This is a genomic window from Desulfovibrio sp. 3_1_syn3 (assembly GCF_000145315.2).
GTDB lineage: Bacteria > Desulfobacterota > Desulfovibrionia > Desulfovibrionales > Desulfovibrionaceae > Desulfovibrio > Desulfovibrio fairfieldensis.
The window spans coordinates 2,374,621-2,391,465 of sequence record NZ_ADDR02000001.1 but is presented as its reverse complement, the minus strand read 5'-3'; the positions used below and the strand labels follow the sequence as shown (position 1 = coordinate 2,391,465).

Annotated in this window: 15 protein-coding genes; 11 read left to right on the top strand and 4 right to left on the bottom strand. The window is 59.6% G+C overall.

From position 1 onward, the window contains the following. Positions 1-142: 142 nt before the first annotated feature. Positions 143-1,090: a DMT family transporter gene (locus HMPREF0326_RS10130; protein ID WP_008684041.1), complete on the top strand. Its 948-nt coding sequence runs from the start codon at positions 143-145 to the stop codon at positions 1,088-1,090. 36 nt (positions 1,091-1,126) lie between these two features. Here the strand turns inward: HMPREF0326_RS10130 and HMPREF0326_RS10125 are convergent, their stop codons facing one another. Continuing rightward, a complete protein-coding gene (locus tag HMPREF0326_RS10125; protein ID WP_008684042.1) occupies positions 1,127-1,507 on the bottom strand; it encodes a carboxymuconolactone decarboxylase family protein in 381 nt (126 codons plus the stop codon). A gap of 105 nt (positions 1,508-1,612) precedes the next feature. Here HMPREF0326_RS10125 and HMPREF0326_RS10120 point away from each other — a divergent pair, with 105 nt between their 5' ends. After that, the gene (locus HMPREF0326_RS10120) at positions 1,613-2,539 is read left to right on the top strand and encodes a LysR family transcriptional regulator (protein WP_008684043.1); all 927 of its coding nucleotides are present in this window, start codon (positions 1,613-1,615) and stop codon (positions 2,537-2,539) included. A 44-nt stretch (positions 2,540-2,583) separates the two neighbouring features. Here the strand turns inward: HMPREF0326_RS10120 and HMPREF0326_RS10115 are convergent, their stop codons facing one another. Further along, a complete protein-coding gene (locus tag HMPREF0326_RS10115; RefSeq protein ID WP_008684044.1) occupies positions 2,584-3,687 on the bottom strand; it encodes an FAD-binding protein in 1,104 nt (367 codons plus the stop codon). A 322-nt stretch (positions 3,688-4,009) separates the two neighbouring features. Between HMPREF0326_RS10115 and HMPREF0326_RS10110 the strand changes: the two genes are divergently transcribed. The 3 genes from HMPREF0326_RS10110 to HMPREF0326_RS10100 all read left to right on the top strand — a co-directional run bounded on the left by HMPREF0326_RS10110 (position 4,010) and on the right by HMPREF0326_RS10100 (position 8,483). Further along, entirely contained in the window at positions 4,010-7,072 is a 3,063-nt protein-coding gene (locus HMPREF0326_RS10110; RefSeq protein WP_020990498.1) for a bifunctional diguanylate cyclase/phosphodiesterase, read from the top strand. A gap of 169 nt (positions 7,073-7,241) precedes the next feature. Next, a complete protein-coding gene (gene rpmB, locus HMPREF0326_RS10105) occupies positions 7,242-7,451 on the top strand; it encodes a 50S ribosomal protein L28 (protein ID WP_020990497.1) in 210 nt (69 codons plus the stop codon). A 57-nt stretch (positions 7,452-7,508) separates the two neighbouring features. After that, positions 7,509-8,483: a rhomboid family intramembrane serine protease gene (locus HMPREF0326_RS10100; RefSeq protein ID WP_008684048.1), complete on the top strand. Its 975-nt coding sequence runs from the start codon at positions 7,509-7,511 to the stop codon at positions 8,481-8,483. A 69-nt stretch (positions 8,484-8,552) separates the two neighbouring features. Here the strand turns inward: HMPREF0326_RS10100 and HMPREF0326_RS10095 are convergent, their stop codons facing one another. Next, positions 8,553-9,893, bottom strand: coding sequence for a UDP-glucose dehydrogenase family protein (locus HMPREF0326_RS10095; protein ID WP_008684049.1), 1,341 nt, complete (start codon positions 9,891-9,893; stop codon positions 8,553-8,555). A 151-nt stretch (positions 9,894-10,044) separates the two neighbouring features. On the opposite strand from HMPREF0326_RS10095, the gene HMPREF0326_RS10090 reads away from it, so the two are divergent. From HMPREF0326_RS10090 to tnpA, 5 genes are all read left to right on the top strand, one after another. Continuing rightward, complete coding sequence (locus HMPREF0326_RS10090) at positions 10,045-10,416, top strand: holo-[acyl-carrier-protein] synthase (RefSeq protein ID WP_008684050.1); 372 nt, start codon at positions 10,045-10,047, stop codon at positions 10,414-10,416. Beyond that, positions 10,416-12,047, top strand: coding sequence for an NAD(P)H-hydrate dehydratase (locus HMPREF0326_RS10085; protein ID WP_020990496.1), 1,632 nt, complete (start codon positions 10,416-10,418; stop codon positions 12,045-12,047). The genes HMPREF0326_RS10090 and HMPREF0326_RS10085 overlap by 1 nt, the downstream gene beginning before the upstream one ends. Further along, entirely contained in the window at positions 12,035-12,517 is a 483-nt protein-coding gene (gene tsaE, locus HMPREF0326_RS10080; protein ID WP_008684053.1) for a tRNA (adenosine(37)-N6)-threonylcarbamoyltransferase complex ATPase subunit type 1 TsaE, read from the top strand. Before HMPREF0326_RS10085 ends, tsaE begins: the two co-directional genes overlap by 13 nt. Positions 12,518-12,576: 59 nt before the next feature. Continuing rightward, on the top strand, positions 12,577-13,803 hold the full coding sequence (locus HMPREF0326_RS10075) for an aspartate kinase (protein WP_035060242.1): 1,227 nt from the start codon (positions 12,577-12,579) through the stop codon (positions 13,801-13,803). A gap of 345 nt (positions 13,804-14,148) precedes the next feature. Next, positions 14,149-14,604: an IS200/IS605 family transposase gene (gene tnpA, locus HMPREF0326_RS10070; RefSeq protein ID WP_008686514.1), complete on the top strand. Its 456-nt coding sequence runs from the start codon at positions 14,149-14,151 to the stop codon at positions 14,602-14,604. A 132-nt stretch (positions 14,605-14,736) separates the two neighbouring features. On the opposite strand, the gene HMPREF0326_RS10065 is transcribed toward tnpA, so the two are convergent. Beyond that, positions 14,737-15,399, bottom strand: coding sequence for an HAD-IA family hydrolase (locus HMPREF0326_RS10065; protein WP_008684059.1), 663 nt, complete (start codon positions 15,397-15,399; stop codon positions 14,737-14,739). A 211-nt stretch (positions 15,400-15,610) separates the two neighbouring features. Here HMPREF0326_RS10065 and HMPREF0326_RS10060 point away from each other — a divergent pair, with 211 nt between their 5' ends. After that, positions 15,611-16,798 carry a hypothetical protein gene (locus tag HMPREF0326_RS10060; RefSeq protein WP_009301631.1) on the top strand — a complete coding sequence of 396 codons (1,188 nt, stop codon included), beginning with the start codon at positions 15,611-15,613 and terminating at the stop codon, positions 16,796-16,798. The last annotated feature ends 47 nt before the right edge of the window (positions 16,799-16,845 follow it).

The following is a 16,845-nucleotide window of genomic DNA, read 5'->3' as shown; positions in this document are numbered from 1 at the left end:
GTATGGTCAAAGTTCTTTGAAAGTGGATCTTTTTTATCCACTTTGTCCACACTACAGTGGCTGCCGGAAAGAGGCAAGGCGGCTCTGGCAAGGATGCCGGAGCCTTCCCTCGGATTTTTTAGCATCACATCCGGGCTGGACAATGAAAAACAAGCGAATAAAGGCGTATCTTTTTCTCGCAACGGCTATGAGCATTGCGGGAAGCGCCGTAGTGGCCGGAAAATGCATGGTCGCGTCGATGCCGGTCTTTCTCGCCGCGGAGCTGGGCATCTTCGTCAGCCTGCTGATCCTGCTGCCTTTGGCCTTCCGGCAGCGGCGCGGTCCATGGAAAACAGACGGCAAAACCCATCTTGCGCTTCTGTTGCAGGCCCTGTTCGGGATCGTTCTATACCGTGCATTCATCTTCCGGGGGCTGCGCCACACCACAGCGGCGGCGGGCGGGCTCATCAGCAGCGCGGCCCCGGCGCTCATCGCGCTTCTGGCCTTTGTGCTGCTGCGCGAAAGAATATCCGGAAAGCGCGTGATCGGGGCCATCAGCGTGTCCATCGGCATTCTGGCCGTCAATCTCCATCCTTTTTTGAATGACGCCTCACAGGCGGCCGATGCCATTCTGGGGAACTGTCTGATTCTGGCCGCCGTTCTCTGCGAATCCGGCTTTTCAGTCATGAGCAGGGCAAAATGCGGGCAGCTGACGGCGCTGCGCAGAACCGCGCTGATTTCCCTGTACGCCTTCCTCTGCCTGCTGCCCTGCGCCGTGTATGAGGCCAGAGAATATGATTTTGCGGCCATGCCGTTTTCCACGGCTCTCTGCATCGGCTATTACGGAATTTTCGTGTCCTTTCTGTCCTATGTGTTCTGGTTTAAAGGTATTGCCGTTGTTCCGGCGGGAATTGCCGCTTCGTTCACCGGCTTGGTTCCGCTCACCGGCGTGTTGCTTTCGTGGGCGGTGCTGCATGAGAGTATCAGCGGAGCCTACTGGTTTGGTCTGTTGTTTGTGCTGCTGGGGATCGGGCTCGCATGCCTGCCGGACAAGAGGCGCCCCGCAGGCGCGCCGGACGGGAGCGATGCACACGCTTCCGGCGGCGGCTGAGCGCCGCGAAGCGTTCACCCGTCCGGATTGCTTTGCTCAGGCCTCAGCGTGAACCTCAAAAATCTCCCTGGCGGCGAACAGGCCGTTCAGAGCCGCCGGGAATCCGGCGTATACGGCCATCTGCATAATGACTTCCACAATCTCTTCCCGCGTGCAGCCCACATGCAGCGCGGCGGCGATATGCACCTTGAGCTGTGGACTTGCGTTGCCCAAGGCGGTCAGGGCGGCGACCACCGCGATTTCCCTGCTCTTCAGATCGAGTCCGGGACGGGCGTAGATGTCTCCAAACGGAAATTCAATGAGGTAGCGGGCAAAGTCGGGCGCGATATCCCGCAGGCTTTCCAGCACGACTTCGCCGCCCTTGCCGTCCACTTGACGCAGAATGTTCAGACCGGTCGCGTAACGTTCGGAATGCATGTCTTTCTCCTTTTTCCCCGTTATAGGAGGCTGTCCAGGCTTTTCATCGTGCGTTGTTTGCGATACCTTTCAGGTATGACAAATATTCCGCCCAATGCATCAGACATGCACGCACTGCGCTGTTTTGCCGTCGCGGCCGAGGAAAGCAATCTGCACCGGGCGGCGCAACGGCTGCTGATCTCCCAGCCTCCCTTGAGCCGCTTGATCAAAAAGCTGGAAGAGCGCCTGGGGCTGACGCTCTTTGTCCGGCATACCAAGGGGCTGACCCTGACAAAGGACGGCGCGCGGGTGCTGGAGATCATCCGGCCGCTTTTGCGCCTGCAGGAAAAAACCTTCGCGCGGTTGGCGGATCTGGCGCAGCCCGTGGGAAACATTATTGCTCTGGGTCTGACCACCGCTTTTGAACAGGGAGTTTTTTCCGGCATGGAAGCGCATCTGCGCGGCCGGTACGGCGAACGGCTGCGCGTGACGCGGGAAACCTCGCCCCGTCTGGCGCGGGCCGTGCGCAGGGGCGGGCTGGACGCGGCGCTGGTGGCTCTGCCTTTGGAAGCCCCCGGCCTCGCCCTCCGGCCTTTGCCGTATGCCGAACCGCTGCAGGCGGTTCTGCCCGAAAGCTGGCCCGAAGCCCGGCATGGCAGCCCGCCTCTCAGGGCGTTGAGCGGCAAGTCTTTGTTCTGGTTCCGCCGGGAGAGCAATCCGGCCTTTTTTGATCATATGCGGGGCGTGTTCGCGCATGTGGGCTTTGCCCCCACCTATCTGGAAGAACCGGCGGAATATGATGTTCTGCTGGCGCGCATTGCTTCCGGCGAGGGCCTGGGACTGCTGCCGGTTTCCTTTGCGGTCATCCAACGGAAAGGCCTTGTCTTTGCTCCGTTGGCGGAAGCCGCGCTGCTGCAGGTTCAGCTTGGTCTGGCCGTGCTGCCGGGCAGGGAAGAGCTTGCGGACGAGCTTACTCGGGAGCTGAGCGCGGTGAATTGGCCGCATCAGCGAGCCGGAGCTGATTCGCTGTGCCCCCCACTTTCAACCCTGTGACGCTCTCCCCAACGTAAGCACCTGCTGAACCGCTCCTTTCCGGATCAGGACTCTAGGCAGCGCAGATGCCTCAGCCCGGAGCGCATGACCAGGCGGCGCAGAAAGGGGCGGTAAAGCACCTGCCGCTTAAGGCATTTCCCCCAGAGTTCCAGGCGCAACGGCCGCAAAAGATGGTCCTGCCAGCGGCAGACATTCTTGAAATACGCGTCGGATGACCTGCCCTCCCCAGCCAGCCGCAGACTGCGGTATAACAGCATGGCCGTGCGAAAGGCGTAACTGAAGCCCTCGGCGGAGCTGGGGCTGATGTAGCCGCCCGCCTCGCCGAGCAGGCAGGCCGTGCCGTCCGGCAGCACGCCGGAGGCGGGCGGACCGTCAGGTCGGAGAATCAGGGTGCTTTCACGGCTGAGCGGGTCTCGCAGATCATAGCCGAAGGGCCTGATCTTTTCCTTGAAACGCAGAAATGTCTTCCCCGCGCCGGTTGTTGCCGGAATGGCCGCGCCGAGAAGATATTCCTGTCCCTTGGGCAGGCCCCAGGCGTAATAATCCGTGATTTCCGGATCGAAAAAAGCCGCGAAATGGGGCTTGCGCGATTCAAGGGCAAAGCGCTCCTGAATGGAGATATAGCATGTCGGGCGCAGCTGGGGAAACAGCTTTCGCCGCACCACGGAATTGGCTCCGTCAGCGCCCACGATGAAGCGGCAACACAGGTGCGTGCCGTCTTCGCAGAGCACGCCGTATCCGTCCCTTTCCCGGTGCAGCTTTTTTACCATGACAGAGGAAAATTTCCGCACGCTGTCGCCTACAGAGGCAAACAACCAGCGGTCAAAGGCTTCGCGATCCAGATTCAGATAAAAGCGTTGGTAGTTTCTTTCCAGGCCGCTGGGCAGATCCAGAGTGCGTACCGCGAAAAGCTGCGGTGTTACCAGAAGGCGCGACGGCAGGGCCATGTCCATGCGGGCCAGGGCCTTTTGGGCAGCCGGTGCCATGAGGCCGCCGCAGCTCTTGATTCGCCCGGTTCCGGTGTAAGCGCTGTCCAAAGCTCTGGCGTCCAGCAGAGCGATGCGCAGACCCGGCAGCCCGGCGGCGAGACGGGCCAGACAAGAGCCCGCCGGTCCCGCGCCGACGATAATGATGTCGAAATCCTCCACAGTCGGCCCCCTTGGCAGTTGCAGCAGATTGGAATGCGGCCTCCTACCCCGAAGCGGGGCGCAGGTAAATCCCTTGCTGTAATCAAAGCGGGGGCCGACTGGGACAATCTGCAAAGCCGCCACTAGCCAGTGCCATAATTGATCTTATACCTACCCTTGGGGTTGCAGCACGATTCTCCACGAGAAAATTTTTTCGTTTTTCCTTCTTCTTTGTCACTATCGTGACGGTGAGAATCTCCGAGTAACTCCGGACTTTTTACTTGACGAAAGAGAGTCGGGCCCGGAGAATGATTTTTTACTAAATAGCATCAAAGGGACAGAAATGGACCATATGCGCAACGATGCCGCGCTGTTCGGCTTTATTGATGCCCTAACCGGTCGATTGGATTATGAAAAATCCCTGACCGCCCTTCTGCCGTCACTGGTCGAAGTTCTACGCACATATTTGCCGCTCAACGCCTTGATTGTTCTGCGCCGGGACAAAGACGACCTCCACCTCAGCCCGGTTGCCTGGAGTGTCTTGCCCGATCTGTCAGAAGAAAAGCTCTGCCGGGCATTCAGCGGGCAGGAAATTTTTGAATGCTTGTGCGGCCTGCAAGGTCAGCCTGAGGCCACGGCGGATGCGCTGCGTGACTGCCTGCCCAATTCTCTTCAAAAAAATTTTCAGGGCATGGCATTGCCGTTGCGGGATCAGGACAGGCAGGCGCCGGGCTTTGTGCTTTTCAGCCGCGCGCCGGATGACCAACCTTGGGATGCCGAACAGCGCCGTTATATGGAATTGTTCGCCATGCTGCTGGGGCTTTTCACCGCCGGCCAGACCTACTGCTCCCATCAGACCTTCCATAACCGTATTTTCAATGCCGCCATGGACCGGGTAAAGGTCTGCATTTACATCACGGATCCCCAGACGGACCGCATCCTCTATATGAACCAGTTCATGAAGGATATCTTCCAGCTTGAGAAGCCCGAAGGTGAAATCTGCTGGCAGGTTTTGCAGAACGACAAATCGCAGCGTTGCGAATTCTGCCCCGTGAATCATCTGAGCGCTCATCTTGACGATCACTCCGTATACCGCTGGGAAGAACATAATATACGGACGGGCCGTTTTTTTGAAAATTACGACAGCCTGATGCGCTGGAGCGACGGTTCACTCGTGCACTTGCAGCAATCCATCGATATCACCGACAGCAAACGCCTGCGGCGCGAGGCCTCCCGCGACGATCTCACGGGCCTGCTGAATCGCCGGGCCGGTCTTGAGAGGCTGACCCAGGCTATCGACGAAGCCAGAGCTGGAGACGCCTCGCTTATCGTGGCCCTTCTTGACGTCAATGACCTTAAAAATATCAATGACACCCTCGGGCACATGGTCGGCGATGCGGCCATCAACCTCGTGGCGCGGGAAATTGAAGCCGGTCTGTCCGGGGTCGATTTCTGTTTCCGCCTGAGCGGCGACGAGTTCGTGGTCGTTTTTCATGAACTGGACCGCCACACGGCGGCCTCCAGCCTCAAAAATGTGCTTCATAATCTGGAAACGAGAAGAGCCGCGCTGCACCTGGAATACGAATTGAGTTTCTGCTTCGGCTGTTTTGAGGTACACCCGGACATGCAGCTGGCCTTGACGGCTATTCTCTCCAAGGCCGATGAAAGCATGTATGAGCAGAAAAAACAGGCTCATATCAAACTGGCCGCCCGGCGGCTGCGCGAAGCATGCCCCGTCGCCGTCGAGGACAGCCTGAGCTGCGGCGCCGCCCAGCTTTACGACGCCCTCTCCCGCAGTACGGACGCCTATGTCTATGTCTCCAAAGTGCCGTCGGGCGTCTTCCGCTATTCCAAAGCCATGGTCAATGATTTCGGCCTGCCGGGCGAAGTTGTGCCCAATGCCGCCGCGGTCTGGGGCGAGCGGGTCCATCCCGACGACAGGGCCGCCTTTCTTGAATCCAACCAGATCATCGCCGACGGCCGGTCCGACACGCATTGCGTGGAATACCGGGTCAAAAACCGCGACGGGCAATGGGTCTGGGTACGCTGCCGAGGGTATCTGGAACGGGATGAAAACGGTGATCCGGCGCTTTTTGCCGGTTTCATCACCAATCTGGGCCAGAAAAACAAAATCGACCATATTACCGGCCTGCACAACAAGATAAAATTTGAAGAAGACGTCACAGAGGCGATACATAACCGCCCGTCCGCGCCTCTGCGCCTCATGCTGCTGGGCGTGGACAACTTCACGCACATTAATGACCTGCACAACCGGATGTTCGGCGACGAGGTGTTGCGGATCATTGCCCAGAAACTCCAGGTCATGCTGCCTGAAACCGCCTCGCTTTATCGCCTGGACGGGGATGTGTTCGCCGTCGTCCTCTACGAGGATTCGGACGACGCGCAGAAGCTCTACGACGCCGTGGCCGAAAGTTTTCGCTATCAGCAGGAATATGACGGCAAAAAATACTTCTGCCCGCTTTCCGCCGGTTATGTCCGCTACCCTGAAGACGCCTCGAGCCATGAAGAATTGTTGCAGGCCGCCTTATGCGCTCTTGCCAGCTCCAAACGGAACGGGCGCAACCGGATCACTTTTTTCAACAAGCAACTCGGCAGGGACCAGAAGCGCGCTCTGGACCTTACGGAGCTGTTGCGTGAGAGCATCGAATGTCAGTTTGAAGGCTTTGAGCTTTTCTATCAACCGCAGGTTACGGCGATCGGAGGCCGCCTGGTGGGCGCCGAGGCCCTGGCGCGCTGGAACTGCAAAAAATACGGTGCGGTCTCCCCTGCCGAATTTATTCCGCTCATGGAGCACAGCGGCCTGATCGTGCCTTTCGGCCAGTGGGTCTTCAAGGAGGCCCTGCGCCAGTGCAAGGAATGGACGCAATGGCGGCCGGATTTCGTGATCAGCGTCAACCTTTCCTACTTGCAGGTCGTTTCCAGCGATATGCTGCCCTTCATCAAAACTACCCTGGAAAAGACCGGCCTCAATGCCGCCAATGTGGTAGTGGAATTCACCGAAAGCTGCATGATCCGCGAAAATGCGGTCCTGCAGGAGATTTTCAGAAAAATCCGCAGCCTGGGCATCCGCATCGCCATGGATGATTTCGGCACCGGCTATTCCTCGCTGAGCATGCTGAAGACCTCCCCGGCCGATACCGTTAAAATTGACCGCGCTTTTGTGCGCGATATCCTCAACAGCCGCTTTGACGCCACATTCATCCGCTTTGTCGTGGCACTCTGCCACGATCTGGACATCAAGGTCTGCCTGGAAGGCGTGGAACGGGAAGAAGAACTGCAACTGGTGCGTCCCATGAAGTTGGACTATATACAGGGCTACTTTTTCGGGCGGCCCATGCCCGCCACGGTTTTTCAGAACCGTTTCCTGAACGGCGGGGCGGCATAGTTGCGGGCTTGCTTTTCTTTTTAGGAAAAGTCTTGCCTTTTTCCGCCCCATGCGCTACAGAATCGTTTCGCGCGGTCATGCCCGCTAATGAATGCTGTTGTCGTCACAGCGCCGGGCCACGGTTTTGCCGCATTGAAGTGAACTGTTTTTTGCATATACGGAGGATTGTATGAGCAAGGAATGCGATTTCTGCGGCAAAAAGCCCCAGGTCGGCAATCTCGTGAGCCATTCCAATATCAAGACCAAACGCCGCTTCAACCCTAATTTGCAGCGCGTGCGTCATCAGTTCCCGGACGGCAGCGTGCGTACCCTGACCGTTTGTACCCGTTGCCTGCGTTCGGGTGCCGTGACCAAGCCCGCGGCGCACAAGCAGGGTTAGTTTTTTTAGGCTGTCGCAATAGGCCCCGTCAGTCCGCTGTCGGGGCTTTTTTTATCAATGCCCGCATACTCCCCTTCCCCACTCCGTCTTCATGCCCGAAGCCGTTGGGCCGTCCGGCGCAGGCCGGGCAGCCTGCCGTCCTTCTGGCGCAACATTACCGGCCCTACCGGCCTGGCCGACTATACCCAGCGGCGCGATTGGCGACTTGTGCTCAGCGCCTGCAGCATACCGCATGTGCTGAGCGTGTTTCAGGGACGGGAATACATCTATGTGCCGCCTCTGCTGGAACAGGCGGCGCTCAGGGAAGTGACGGATTTCGATGCCGAGCGCGGGGGGTCTGCCCCTGCTCTGCCCCCTTTGCCCGTGCATCCCTATGGCGGCCTAACGGCCTTTTTCCTTTTGCCGCTGATCCTCTGGCACGGCCTGCGTATGGGCTGGTGGCCCGCACCGGATTTTCTGCCGCCGCCGCAAACCTGGTTCAGTGTCGGCGTGCTGGACAACGTGCTGGTGCGTGTTTACGGGCAATTCTACCGTCTGGCCACGGCTCTGACCCTGCACGCCGACCTGCGCCATCTCTGGGGCAATGTGGCCTTCGGCGCGCTTTTTCTGGCCCTGCTGGCGCGCCTTACCGGTGTGGGCCGGGCCGTCTGGCTGACAATGCTGGGCGGCATCCTGGGCAACGCTCTGACCGTGCTCCTGCGACCCCGGGCCGTCGTGAGCCTGGGCTTTTCCACGGCCCTGTTTGCGTCGGTGGGCGCTCTGGCCGGTCTGATGGCCAGCCGCGAAGCGCAACGACGCAAGGCTGTCCTGCCCATTGCGGCGGGCGCGGCCCTGCTGGCCATGCTGGGAACGGAAGGTGAAAATACCGATTACGCGGCCCATGTGGCAGGCTTGGTCTGCGGGTTGGCTTTGGGCCTGGCTGAAGGCTGGCGTTTACGGCGCGGTTGGCCCGCACTGCCGCAGATTCCGGCTGGCCTGTTGGCCCTTGCGCTGCCCGTACTGGCCTGGTGGTGGGCTTTCAGCACCATGTAAGGAGATATGAAACGAGCAGCGGCCGGGACTTCACAGCCCCGGCCGCTCACGTTCTGATCGAATAAGGGGCTACACAGCCGCCGTGGGGCGGCCGATGCAAAAATAGGCAAAGCCGCGCTCGGCCATGGCCGAGGGAGAATAGAGGTTGCGTCCGTCAAACAGCAGGGGCGCGGTCAGCAGGGATTTGACGCGGTCAAAATCCGGATTGCGGAACTGGTTCCACTCCGTCACCACCAGCAGGGCCTGGGCATCCCGGCAAACGCCGTACTGGTCGTCCAGAATCTCCACTAGGGCATTATCCTTGAAAATACGGCGCGCGTTATCCGCGGCCACAGGGTCGAAAGCGCGGATCTTCATGCCCGCGGCGGTCAGCGCGTTCACAATGCTGATGGAGGCCGCCTCGCGCATGTCATCGGTATTGGCCTTGAAAGCCAGTCCCCAGAGCGCCAGGGTTTTGCCTTTGACGCCGCCCTGGGGCGCGAAATAGTCCTGAATGCGTTCGGCCATATGCTTTTTCTGCCGGGCGTTGACCGCTTCCACGGCATTGAGCAGCATGGGCTCCACCCCGGCGCTTTCCGCCGTCTGGATCAGGGCTTTGACGTCCTTGGGGAAGCAGGAGCCGCCGTAGCCCACGCCCGGATAGATGAACTGGTAACCGATGCGCGAGTCAGAGCCGATGCCCGTGCGCACGTCGCGCACGTCGGCTCCCACCTTTTCGCAGATCGTGGCGATTTCATTGATAAAGGAAATCTTGGTCGCCAGCATGCAGTTGGCGGCGTATTTGGTCATTTCCGCGCTGCGCACGCGCATCACGATGAGCTTTTCGCGGGTACGGGCAAAGGGAGCGTACAATTCGCGCATAATGGAAGCAGCCCGCTCGGAATCCGTGCCCAGAACCACGCGGTCCGGTTTCATGAAGTCCGAAATGGCGTCGCCTTCCTTGAGGAATTCCGGATTGGACACCACGTCCACCCGCAGGTCCAGGCCGCGCGATGCCAGTTCTTTCTCGATAATGCCGCGCACCATGTCGGCGGTGCCCACGGGCACGGTGGATTTGTCCACCACCACCAGTTCCTTTTGCATATGACGGCCGATTTCAGCGGCTACCTGGCGCACGTAACTCAGATCGCAGGAGCCGTCCGGCTGCGGCGGCGTGCCTACGCAGATAAAGGCGCAGTCCGCGTCGGCAATGCCCTGTTCAAGGCTGGTGGTGAAGGACAACCGGCCGTCGGCGCGGCTGCGCTGCACCATGGGCTCAAGGCCGGGTTCAAAAATATGCACGGAACCGGCATTGAGTTTTTCCACCACGGCGGGGTTCACGTCCACGCAGGTCACGGTATTGCCCATTTCCGCAAAGCAGGCGGCGCTGACCAGTCCCACATAGCCTGTACCGACAATGCACAATTTCATGGTATGCTGTTCTCCCTGTGTTCTCCGGCCTTGCGCCACGCTTGACGTCCCGGCCTTGAACGGGTCAGAATAGTGTTCTTGAATATCATAGTATATGTTAATTTTTTTCAGCGGGCAACCGTCGGGTAAGCAGACTGCCGGGGGTAGAGTCATGATCGTCGGACTGGGCATCGATATTGCCGAAATGGCGCGCCTTGCCAAGGTGTACGACAAATTCGGACGCCGCTTTCTGGAAAAAATTCTTACCCCGGCGGAGCTGGCTGCCCTGCCCGCTCAGGCCCTGCCCTACATCGCCGGGCGCTTTGCGGCCAAAGAAGCGGCGGTCAAGGCTCTGGGCACGGGCTTCAGCCAGGGCATCGGCCCCCGGCAGATTGAAACGGGTCGCACTGCGCTCGGGGAACCCCTGCTCCGCTTTCTGGATCAGGCCCTTGAGCGGGCCCAAAGCCTGGGCGTCCGGCACTGTCGTCTCTCTATCAGTCATGAGCGCAGCGTGGCGGTGGCCGTCGTCATTCTGGAGGCATAATGCGCAGTCTTCGCGAATTTCCGAACGCTCTGCCCCCCTTGCCGTTTCCCGAGGAAATGCGGGCCTGGGACGCGGCGGCGATACGGCTGGGCCTGCCGGAAGTCATGCTGATGGAAAATGCGGCCCGGGCGGCCTTTGACGTGCTGCGCGCCTATTGCCCGAAACTTGCCGGGCAGACGGTCTGGCTGTTCATGGGCAGCGGCAACAACGGCGGCGACGCCGCCTGCCTGGCCCGCCATCTGTTGGATGCCGGAGCGCGGCCGCTGGTACTGCACGCCAAGGCCCTGGGCGCTTACAAAGGCGTTACCGCCAAACACATCCGTATAGCCAGGGCCGCCGGGGTGCCGTTCTCTTCGCTGGGCCGCCACGATTGGCACGACCGGCATGAGGCTCCGGCCATCATGGTGGACGGCCTACTGGGCACCGGCTTCAGCGGTGAGTTGAGGCCCGCCCTGCGGGAGGTTATTGAACGCATCAACCGGCTTGCGCCCTCCTGCTTTGTGCTGGCCCTGGATATTCCCTCCGGGCTTAACGGCGTGAGCGGGCGGCCTTCGCCCCTAGCGGTCCAGGCCACGGCCACGGTCAGCTTCGCGGCGGCCAAGCCCGGTTTGGTCCTGCCTTGGGCGCGTCCCTGGACCGGCCGCCTGCATGTCCGCGCTATCGGCATTCCGGCTGTGGTGCGCGCCACGAGCCCCTGCAGCGCATATCTCCTGGACGGGCATTGCCTGAACGCCCTGCCCGCGCTGCCGGAAAACAGCTATAAAAACAGTTTCGGCCATGTGCTGGTGCTGGGCGGAGCGCCGGGACTCAGCGGCGCGGCTCACCTGGCTGCGCGGGCCGCCTTGCGCGCGGGTGCCGGTCTGGTGACGGCGGCGGCCCCTGCCGCATCGCTGCCGGAGATCAAAAGCGGCTGGCCGGAAATCATGACTCTGGCCTTGACCGAACCCGGCGAGCGCCAATGGCCCGGCACGCTGTCCGAAGAGTTCAGGGAACTCTGCGCGCGTTGTACGGCCCTGGTCGTGGGCCCCGGCATGGGGCGCGGTGAGGATGCCGCCCGCTTCCTGGCCGCCCTGCTGGATATGCCCCGGCGTCCGCCCACGGTTTTCGACGCCGACGCCCTGGTACTGCTGGGCCGCCGCCCGGATTTGCTGGAACGGATAACAAGCCGTGACATCCTGACGCCGCATCCCGGCGAGGCCGCCGCCCTGCTGGCGTGCGACACGGCCGTTGTCCAGGCCGACAGACCGGTCGCTCTAAGCACTCTTCGCACTCGTTGCGCGGGAGTTATAGTTCTGAAGGGCGCGGGCACTCTCGTCGGCCAAGCTGACGCGCCTCTGCTGATCAGCCCCTACGATGTGCCCCAGCTGGCTATGGGCGGCTCGGGCGATGTACTGGCGGGTTGCTTAGGCGGACTGCTGGCACTCGGCGACGCCTCGGCCCGGCCCAGTCTGTGTACGGCGGGTCTGGGCGTGGCCTTGCATGCTTTGGCGGGACGGGCCTGCGCCGCCTTCTGGCCGGAACGCGGCAACAGGGCCTCTGAACTGGCCGACACCCTGCCTCGGGTGCGGGCGCGTTTCGCGCACGGCAATCCGGGCCAGGCAGAATGGGAGGTGCTGCCGTGGCCGGAATAAGACTGGACAATCTTGAAGAGACGCGCCGTCTGGGACGCTGGCTGGCCGATCATCTGCCGGGCTCCGGCGTGCGGGCGCTGCTGCTGCGCGGTCCGCTGGGCAGCGGCAAAACCACTCTGACCAGCGCGCTGGTCCAGGCTTTGCCCGGCGGCGACAAAGCGGAAACAGCCAGCCCTTCCTTCACACTCTGTAATCACTACCCCACCACACCGGCAGTACTGCACTGCGATCTGTACCGCAGTATCGGCGGCCTGCCCGATGAAATTCTGGACGGTCTGGAAGATCCCGCCGTCCTGACCGTGGTGGAATGGGCCGAATACCTTTCTCCGGCGGATCTGCCGGAAGAAATTCTGGACATCTCGCTGAAGGCATGCGAAAAAAGTCGCCTGTTGACGCTGCAAGCCTACGGTTCCAGCGCTGCGAAGCTTTTGTGCGACCTGTGCGCGCAGTGGCCGGAGGGCGACGGATGAGTCCCGATGTGCAGGGAACGTCTGCACACTGTAACAAATCGTGGACAATGGATACAGGCATGAAAATTCTCGTACAGAAATTCGGCGGCACTTCCGTGGCTACTCTGGAGTGCATGAAACAGGTGCGTGAAAAGGTGCAGGACGGCCTCAAGCGCGGCAGCAAGGTCGTCGCCGTGCTTTCGGCGCGCTCCGGGGACACCAATAAACTGCTGGCCCTGGCCGATGAGTGGTCGCCCGCGCCGGACAAGGCGGAATGCGATGTGCTGGTTTCCACCGGCGAGCAGGTTTCCATCAGCCTTTTCACCATGCTGCTCAAAGATGCCGGAATCCGCGCCCGTTCATTGCTGGGCGGGCAGATTCCCGTCACCACGGACGACGATTTCGGCCGTGCGCGCATTCTCGCCATTGACAGCAAGACCCTGCGCAACTACCTCGACCAGTACGATGTGCTGGTGGTGGCCGGTTTCCAGGGCTGCACCCAGGACGGGCGCATTACCACCCTCGGCCGCGGCGGTTCGGACACCTCGGCCGTGGCTCTGGCAGCCTCTCTGGATTCGGCGGAATGTGAAATCTATACGGATGTGGACGGCGTTTACACCACGGACCCCAACATCTGCTCCACTGCCCGCAAAATGGACCGCGTGGCCTATGAGGAAATGCTGGAAATGGCCAGTATGGGGGCCAAGGTTCTGCATATCCGTTCCGTGGAATTTGCCAAGAAATACAAAGTCCCTGTACGCGTGCGTTCCACATTCAGTGATGATCCCGGCACTCTTGTCACCCAGGAGGACTCCAGCATGGAAGCTGTACTTGTTTCCGGCATTGCCTATGACAAAGACCAGGCCCGCGTGACCCTGCGCGATCTTCCCGACGTGCCGGGAATGGCTGCGGCGGTATTCGGCCCGCTCTCTGAAAAAGGCGTTCTGGTGGATATGATCGTCCAGAATACCAGCCAAGACGGCCATACCGACATGACCTTCACCATCTCCCGCAAGGACCTGCCGCAGACCCTGGAGCTGATGACCGAAGTGGCCCGGAAGACCGGAGCCTCAGAAGTGCTGCACGACGTGAGCGTGGCCAAGGTTTCGGCCATCGGCGTGGGCATGCGCAATCATTCCGGTGTGGCGGCGCGGGCTTTCGCGGCCCTGACCCAGGAAGGCATCAATATCCTGATGATCAGCACCTCGGAAATCAAGATTACCATCCTTATCCAGGAAAAATACGTTGAATTGGCCGTGCGTATTCTGCACGACACCTTCGGGCTGGACTGGGACATCGGCTGTTAGCCTTTTAGAGCGTTTTGATGTTGAAAATGTCTCAACGCTCTGTGCGGATTTTCCGTGAAAATCCGCACCGCGAAATTATTGCAAGGCCAATTTACTCCGCCGTTAAGCGATAATTTCAAGCGCAAATTGCTCTACCCCGCGAACGTAAAAATGATGCGTCCCGCTGTCTATAGACAGCGGGACGCTTTTTCATAAGGGGCTTTAGCCAGTTGAGCGAGCGTTTGCGAGCGAAACAGAAATCCACCCGCTATGCGGGTGGAAATAATTTGTTATACAAAAAACACCTTTCCCATACGATAGAGTTGTTCAAGCCCATCGTAATTTTTAAGGGAAAGGTGTTTTTATATGGGAACTCGAGTTCAAAGTTTAGCCCACACAAAATGGTTGTGCAAGTATCACATTGTCTTTTCTCCAAAATACAGGCGGAAAATAATATTTGCCAACATTCGAGAAAGTATCGGAGAAATTCTTAAGGACTTATGCAAATATAAAGGTGTTGAAATTATCGAGGGCCATCTCATGCCGGATCATGTGCACATGCTGGTGAGTATTCCTCCAAAAATCAGTGTATCAAGTTTCATGGGGTACCTGAAAGGAAAAAGCTCATTGATGATTTTCGATAAGCATGCAAACCTGAAGTACAAATTTGGCAATAGGAAATTCTGGGCGGAAGGATATTTCGTCAGTACGGTAGGACTCAATGAGGTAACGGTCAAAAAATACATTCAGCAGCAAGAGAAGCATGATATTCTGCAAGATCGAGTAAGTACCCGAGAATACCAAAACCCCTTCCAGGGGTAAGCCAAAGCGGCAAGGGCACTGGGCTTGAACAAAGTGAAAGCCAGCGCCTTTAGACGCTGGCCGGTAACAAGCCCTTATAGGGCTGGAGCAAACCACCCGCTATGCGGGTGGTTTTGATTTTCTGTTTCCGGCTCAGGCTCCCGGCGCATCGGCCAGCAGTAACTTTTCCAGATCGTCCACGCTGGCGCACAGATACTCCGCACGGGCTTCCGTCAGTTCCTCGCGCGGGCCGTAGCCATATAAAACGCCCGCGCAGGCCATGCCCACGTTATGCGCGCCGCGCACGTCGTATTTGCGATCCCCGACCATCAGGCAGGGATTCATGTCCTCAATACCCAACTGTGTACAGGCATAGCGCAGGACTTCCGTTTTGTTGTTGCGCGGGCCGTGCAGTTCAGCCCCGGCCACAAAGGAGAAAAAGCCGTCGATCCGGAAATGCTCCAGAACCCGCCTGGCAAAGGGTTCCGGCTTCGAGGTGGCGACGCAGAGTCGGCGGCCCAGAGCCTGAAGCCCGCGCAAAAGGTCCGTAATGCCGTCATAAAGGCTATTTTCAAAAATCCCCTTGACGCTGTAGTATTCACGATATTTTTGGATAGCCAGATCCACGCGCGCTGTGTCATTGTCGAAAAAAGGCGCAAAGGAATCGTGTAGCGGCGGTCCGATAAAGGGGATCAGCTGTTCCGGCGGCACATGAATATGAAAAAAATCCAAAGCATGCTCCACGGAACGGATGATGCCGGGCTTGGAATCCGTCAGCGTGCCGTCCAGATCAAAAAAAATATCTGTGTACGTCATGAAAAGCCTTGTCATGGATAAAAGATAAAAAAACAGCTTTGCTAATGTGCTAAATAGACATCCAAGGCGCCTCCGTCAATGCGATAGCCTTGAGCGGCGTGCGCTCACCGCGTGGACAAAACCGTGCCCCGAGGCTATCTTTCGCAAAAAGTCGGTCTGCAAACGGTGCGTGGCAATATCGTTCGTTTATGGTGTTGAGGCAGGAGGAAATATGAATCGGCGCGCTTTTTTATGGATGACCCTGGGCACCCTGGCGGGCGCTGGCTGCGTATCCCGTACGCAATCCGGGGTCGGCACGACAGACTCCGGCCTGCCGCCCACTGATGCCGGTGCGGCGTACAGTCCGAATTCTTCCTCTGAAGCCAAGGAGATTTTTAAGGAATTCACGGACGCGACCTGGGATGCGCCTTCCCCCCTACCGGAAGATGTGGCGGAAGATACGGAAGAAAGCCGTTGGCTGAGCAATGCCGCTACGGAAGTATCCGGAGACAGTGCCGCCCAACCACCCGCCGCGCCGGAAACGGGCACAGTACCCGCCCACGGCGCTCAAAAGGGCAGATTGGCAGCCAAGCCTGCTGAGAAAACCGCCCCTGCCGCCCCCAAACAGTCTGCTGGACGCGCGGACGCGGCATCCGGCCGGAAAGCGCCCATCCCAAAAGAGAACAAGCCCGCTGTTCCTTCGGTCGCTTCACGTGCCCGCGTGGGCGACGTCCGCAGTGCGGTGAACGGCGTCATCACGATCCACCCCGGCGAAGTGCTCCAATTTGAAGCCCAGGGCTACTGCCTTGATCCGGACCGCCCGGCCCCATCAGAAGGCGAACCCATGCGTTTTGTGCCCATGGCCGGCCTGATCAACTTCCGTTTGCGCCGCCTCTTTTATAAAGTGCTGCACATGGCTGGCAGGCAACATGCGGATTATGCCGCCGATTTTCAGAATGTGGTCTGGGCCATCCGTACGGCGGACGCCAAACAAAATTCCTGGGGCGATGAATTGGGCAGCGCTGAAAAGCGCCTGCTCAATGCGGCCATGCCCGGCGGCGCTGCTCTGCTGCGGCAGGTGCGCCGCACGGCCACCGGCAGGACCGAAGGCGGCCGGGGGCTCGCTCCGCTGGTGCCGGGGGTGAATTTTTCCGCCGACAGCCGGGTGCATCTGGAGCAGCTTTTCCGCCAGACGCCTCCGGGAGCCATACCGCACAGCGATGCCCAATTTTCCATGCTTTCGGCCGGGGTCGCCGGGCGGGCGGAAAATCTCGGAAGGCTGCGCGTGCGCTGGCAAATAGCCAACAGCTCAAATAAAGACTTCGCCTTTGACGCCGCCCAGTGGGCGCTGGACCCGCAACGGAAAGTTCAGCGAGAAGCCCTGCCTCCGCCCTCCCAAGGCGTAGTGGTCAAGGCCTGAACATGTTGCCGCCTGTCCCATGCGGCAAGCCGTTTTTCGTGAACTGC

What these genes read in the sequence shown, in the direction of transcription:
- HMPREF0326_RS10120 (WP_008684043.1), top strand. Translation starts at nt 1,613, where the DNA reads ATGCACGCACTGCGCTGTTTTGCCGTCGCGGCCGAGGAAAGCAATCTG.
- HMPREF0326_RS10130 (WP_008684041.1), top strand. Translation starts at nt 143, where the DNA reads ATGAAAAACAAGCGAATAAAGGCGTATCTTTTTCTCGCAACGGCTATG.
- HMPREF0326_RS10095 (WP_008684049.1), bottom strand. Translation starts at nt 9,893, where the DNA reads ATGAAATTGTGCATTGTCGGTACAGGCTATGTGGGACTGGTCAGCGCC.
- HMPREF0326_RS10090 (WP_008684050.1), top strand. Translation starts at nt 10,045, where the DNA reads ATGATCGTCGGACTGGGCATCGATATTGCCGAAATGGCGCGCCTTGCC.
- HMPREF0326_RS10075 (WP_035060242.1), top strand. Translation starts at nt 12,577, where the DNA reads ATGAAAATTCTCGTACAGAAATTCGGCGGCACTTCCGTGGCTACTCTG.
- HMPREF0326_RS10110 (WP_020990498.1), top strand. Translation starts at nt 4,010, where the DNA reads ATGGACCATATGCGCAACGATGCCGCGCTGTTCGGCTTTATTGATGCC.
- HMPREF0326_RS10060 (WP_009301631.1), top strand. Translation starts at nt 15,611, where the DNA reads ATGAATCGGCGCGCTTTTTTATGGATGACCCTGGGCACCCTGGCGGGC.
- HMPREF0326_RS10065 (WP_008684059.1), bottom strand. Translation starts at nt 15,399, where the DNA reads ATGACGTACACAGATATTTTTTTTGATCTGGACGGCACGCTGACGGAT.
- tnpA (WP_008686514.1), top strand. Translation starts at nt 14,149, where the DNA reads ATGGGAACTCGAGTTCAAAGTTTAGCCCACACAAAATGGTTGTGCAAG.
- HMPREF0326_RS10100 (WP_008684048.1), top strand. Translation starts at nt 7,509, where the DNA reads ATGCCCGCATACTCCCCTTCCCCACTCCGTCTTCATGCCCGAAGCCGT.
- HMPREF0326_RS10085 (WP_020990496.1), top strand. Translation starts at nt 10,416, where the DNA reads ATGCGCAGTCTTCGCGAATTTCCGAACGCTCTGCCCCCCTTGCCGTTT.
- HMPREF0326_RS10125 (WP_008684042.1), bottom strand. Translation starts at nt 1,507, where the DNA reads ATGCATTCCGAACGTTACGCGACCGGTCTGAACATTCTGCGTCAAGTG.
- rpmB (WP_020990497.1), top strand. Translation starts at nt 7,242, where the DNA reads ATGAGCAAGGAATGCGATTTCTGCGGCAAAAAGCCCCAGGTCGGCAAT.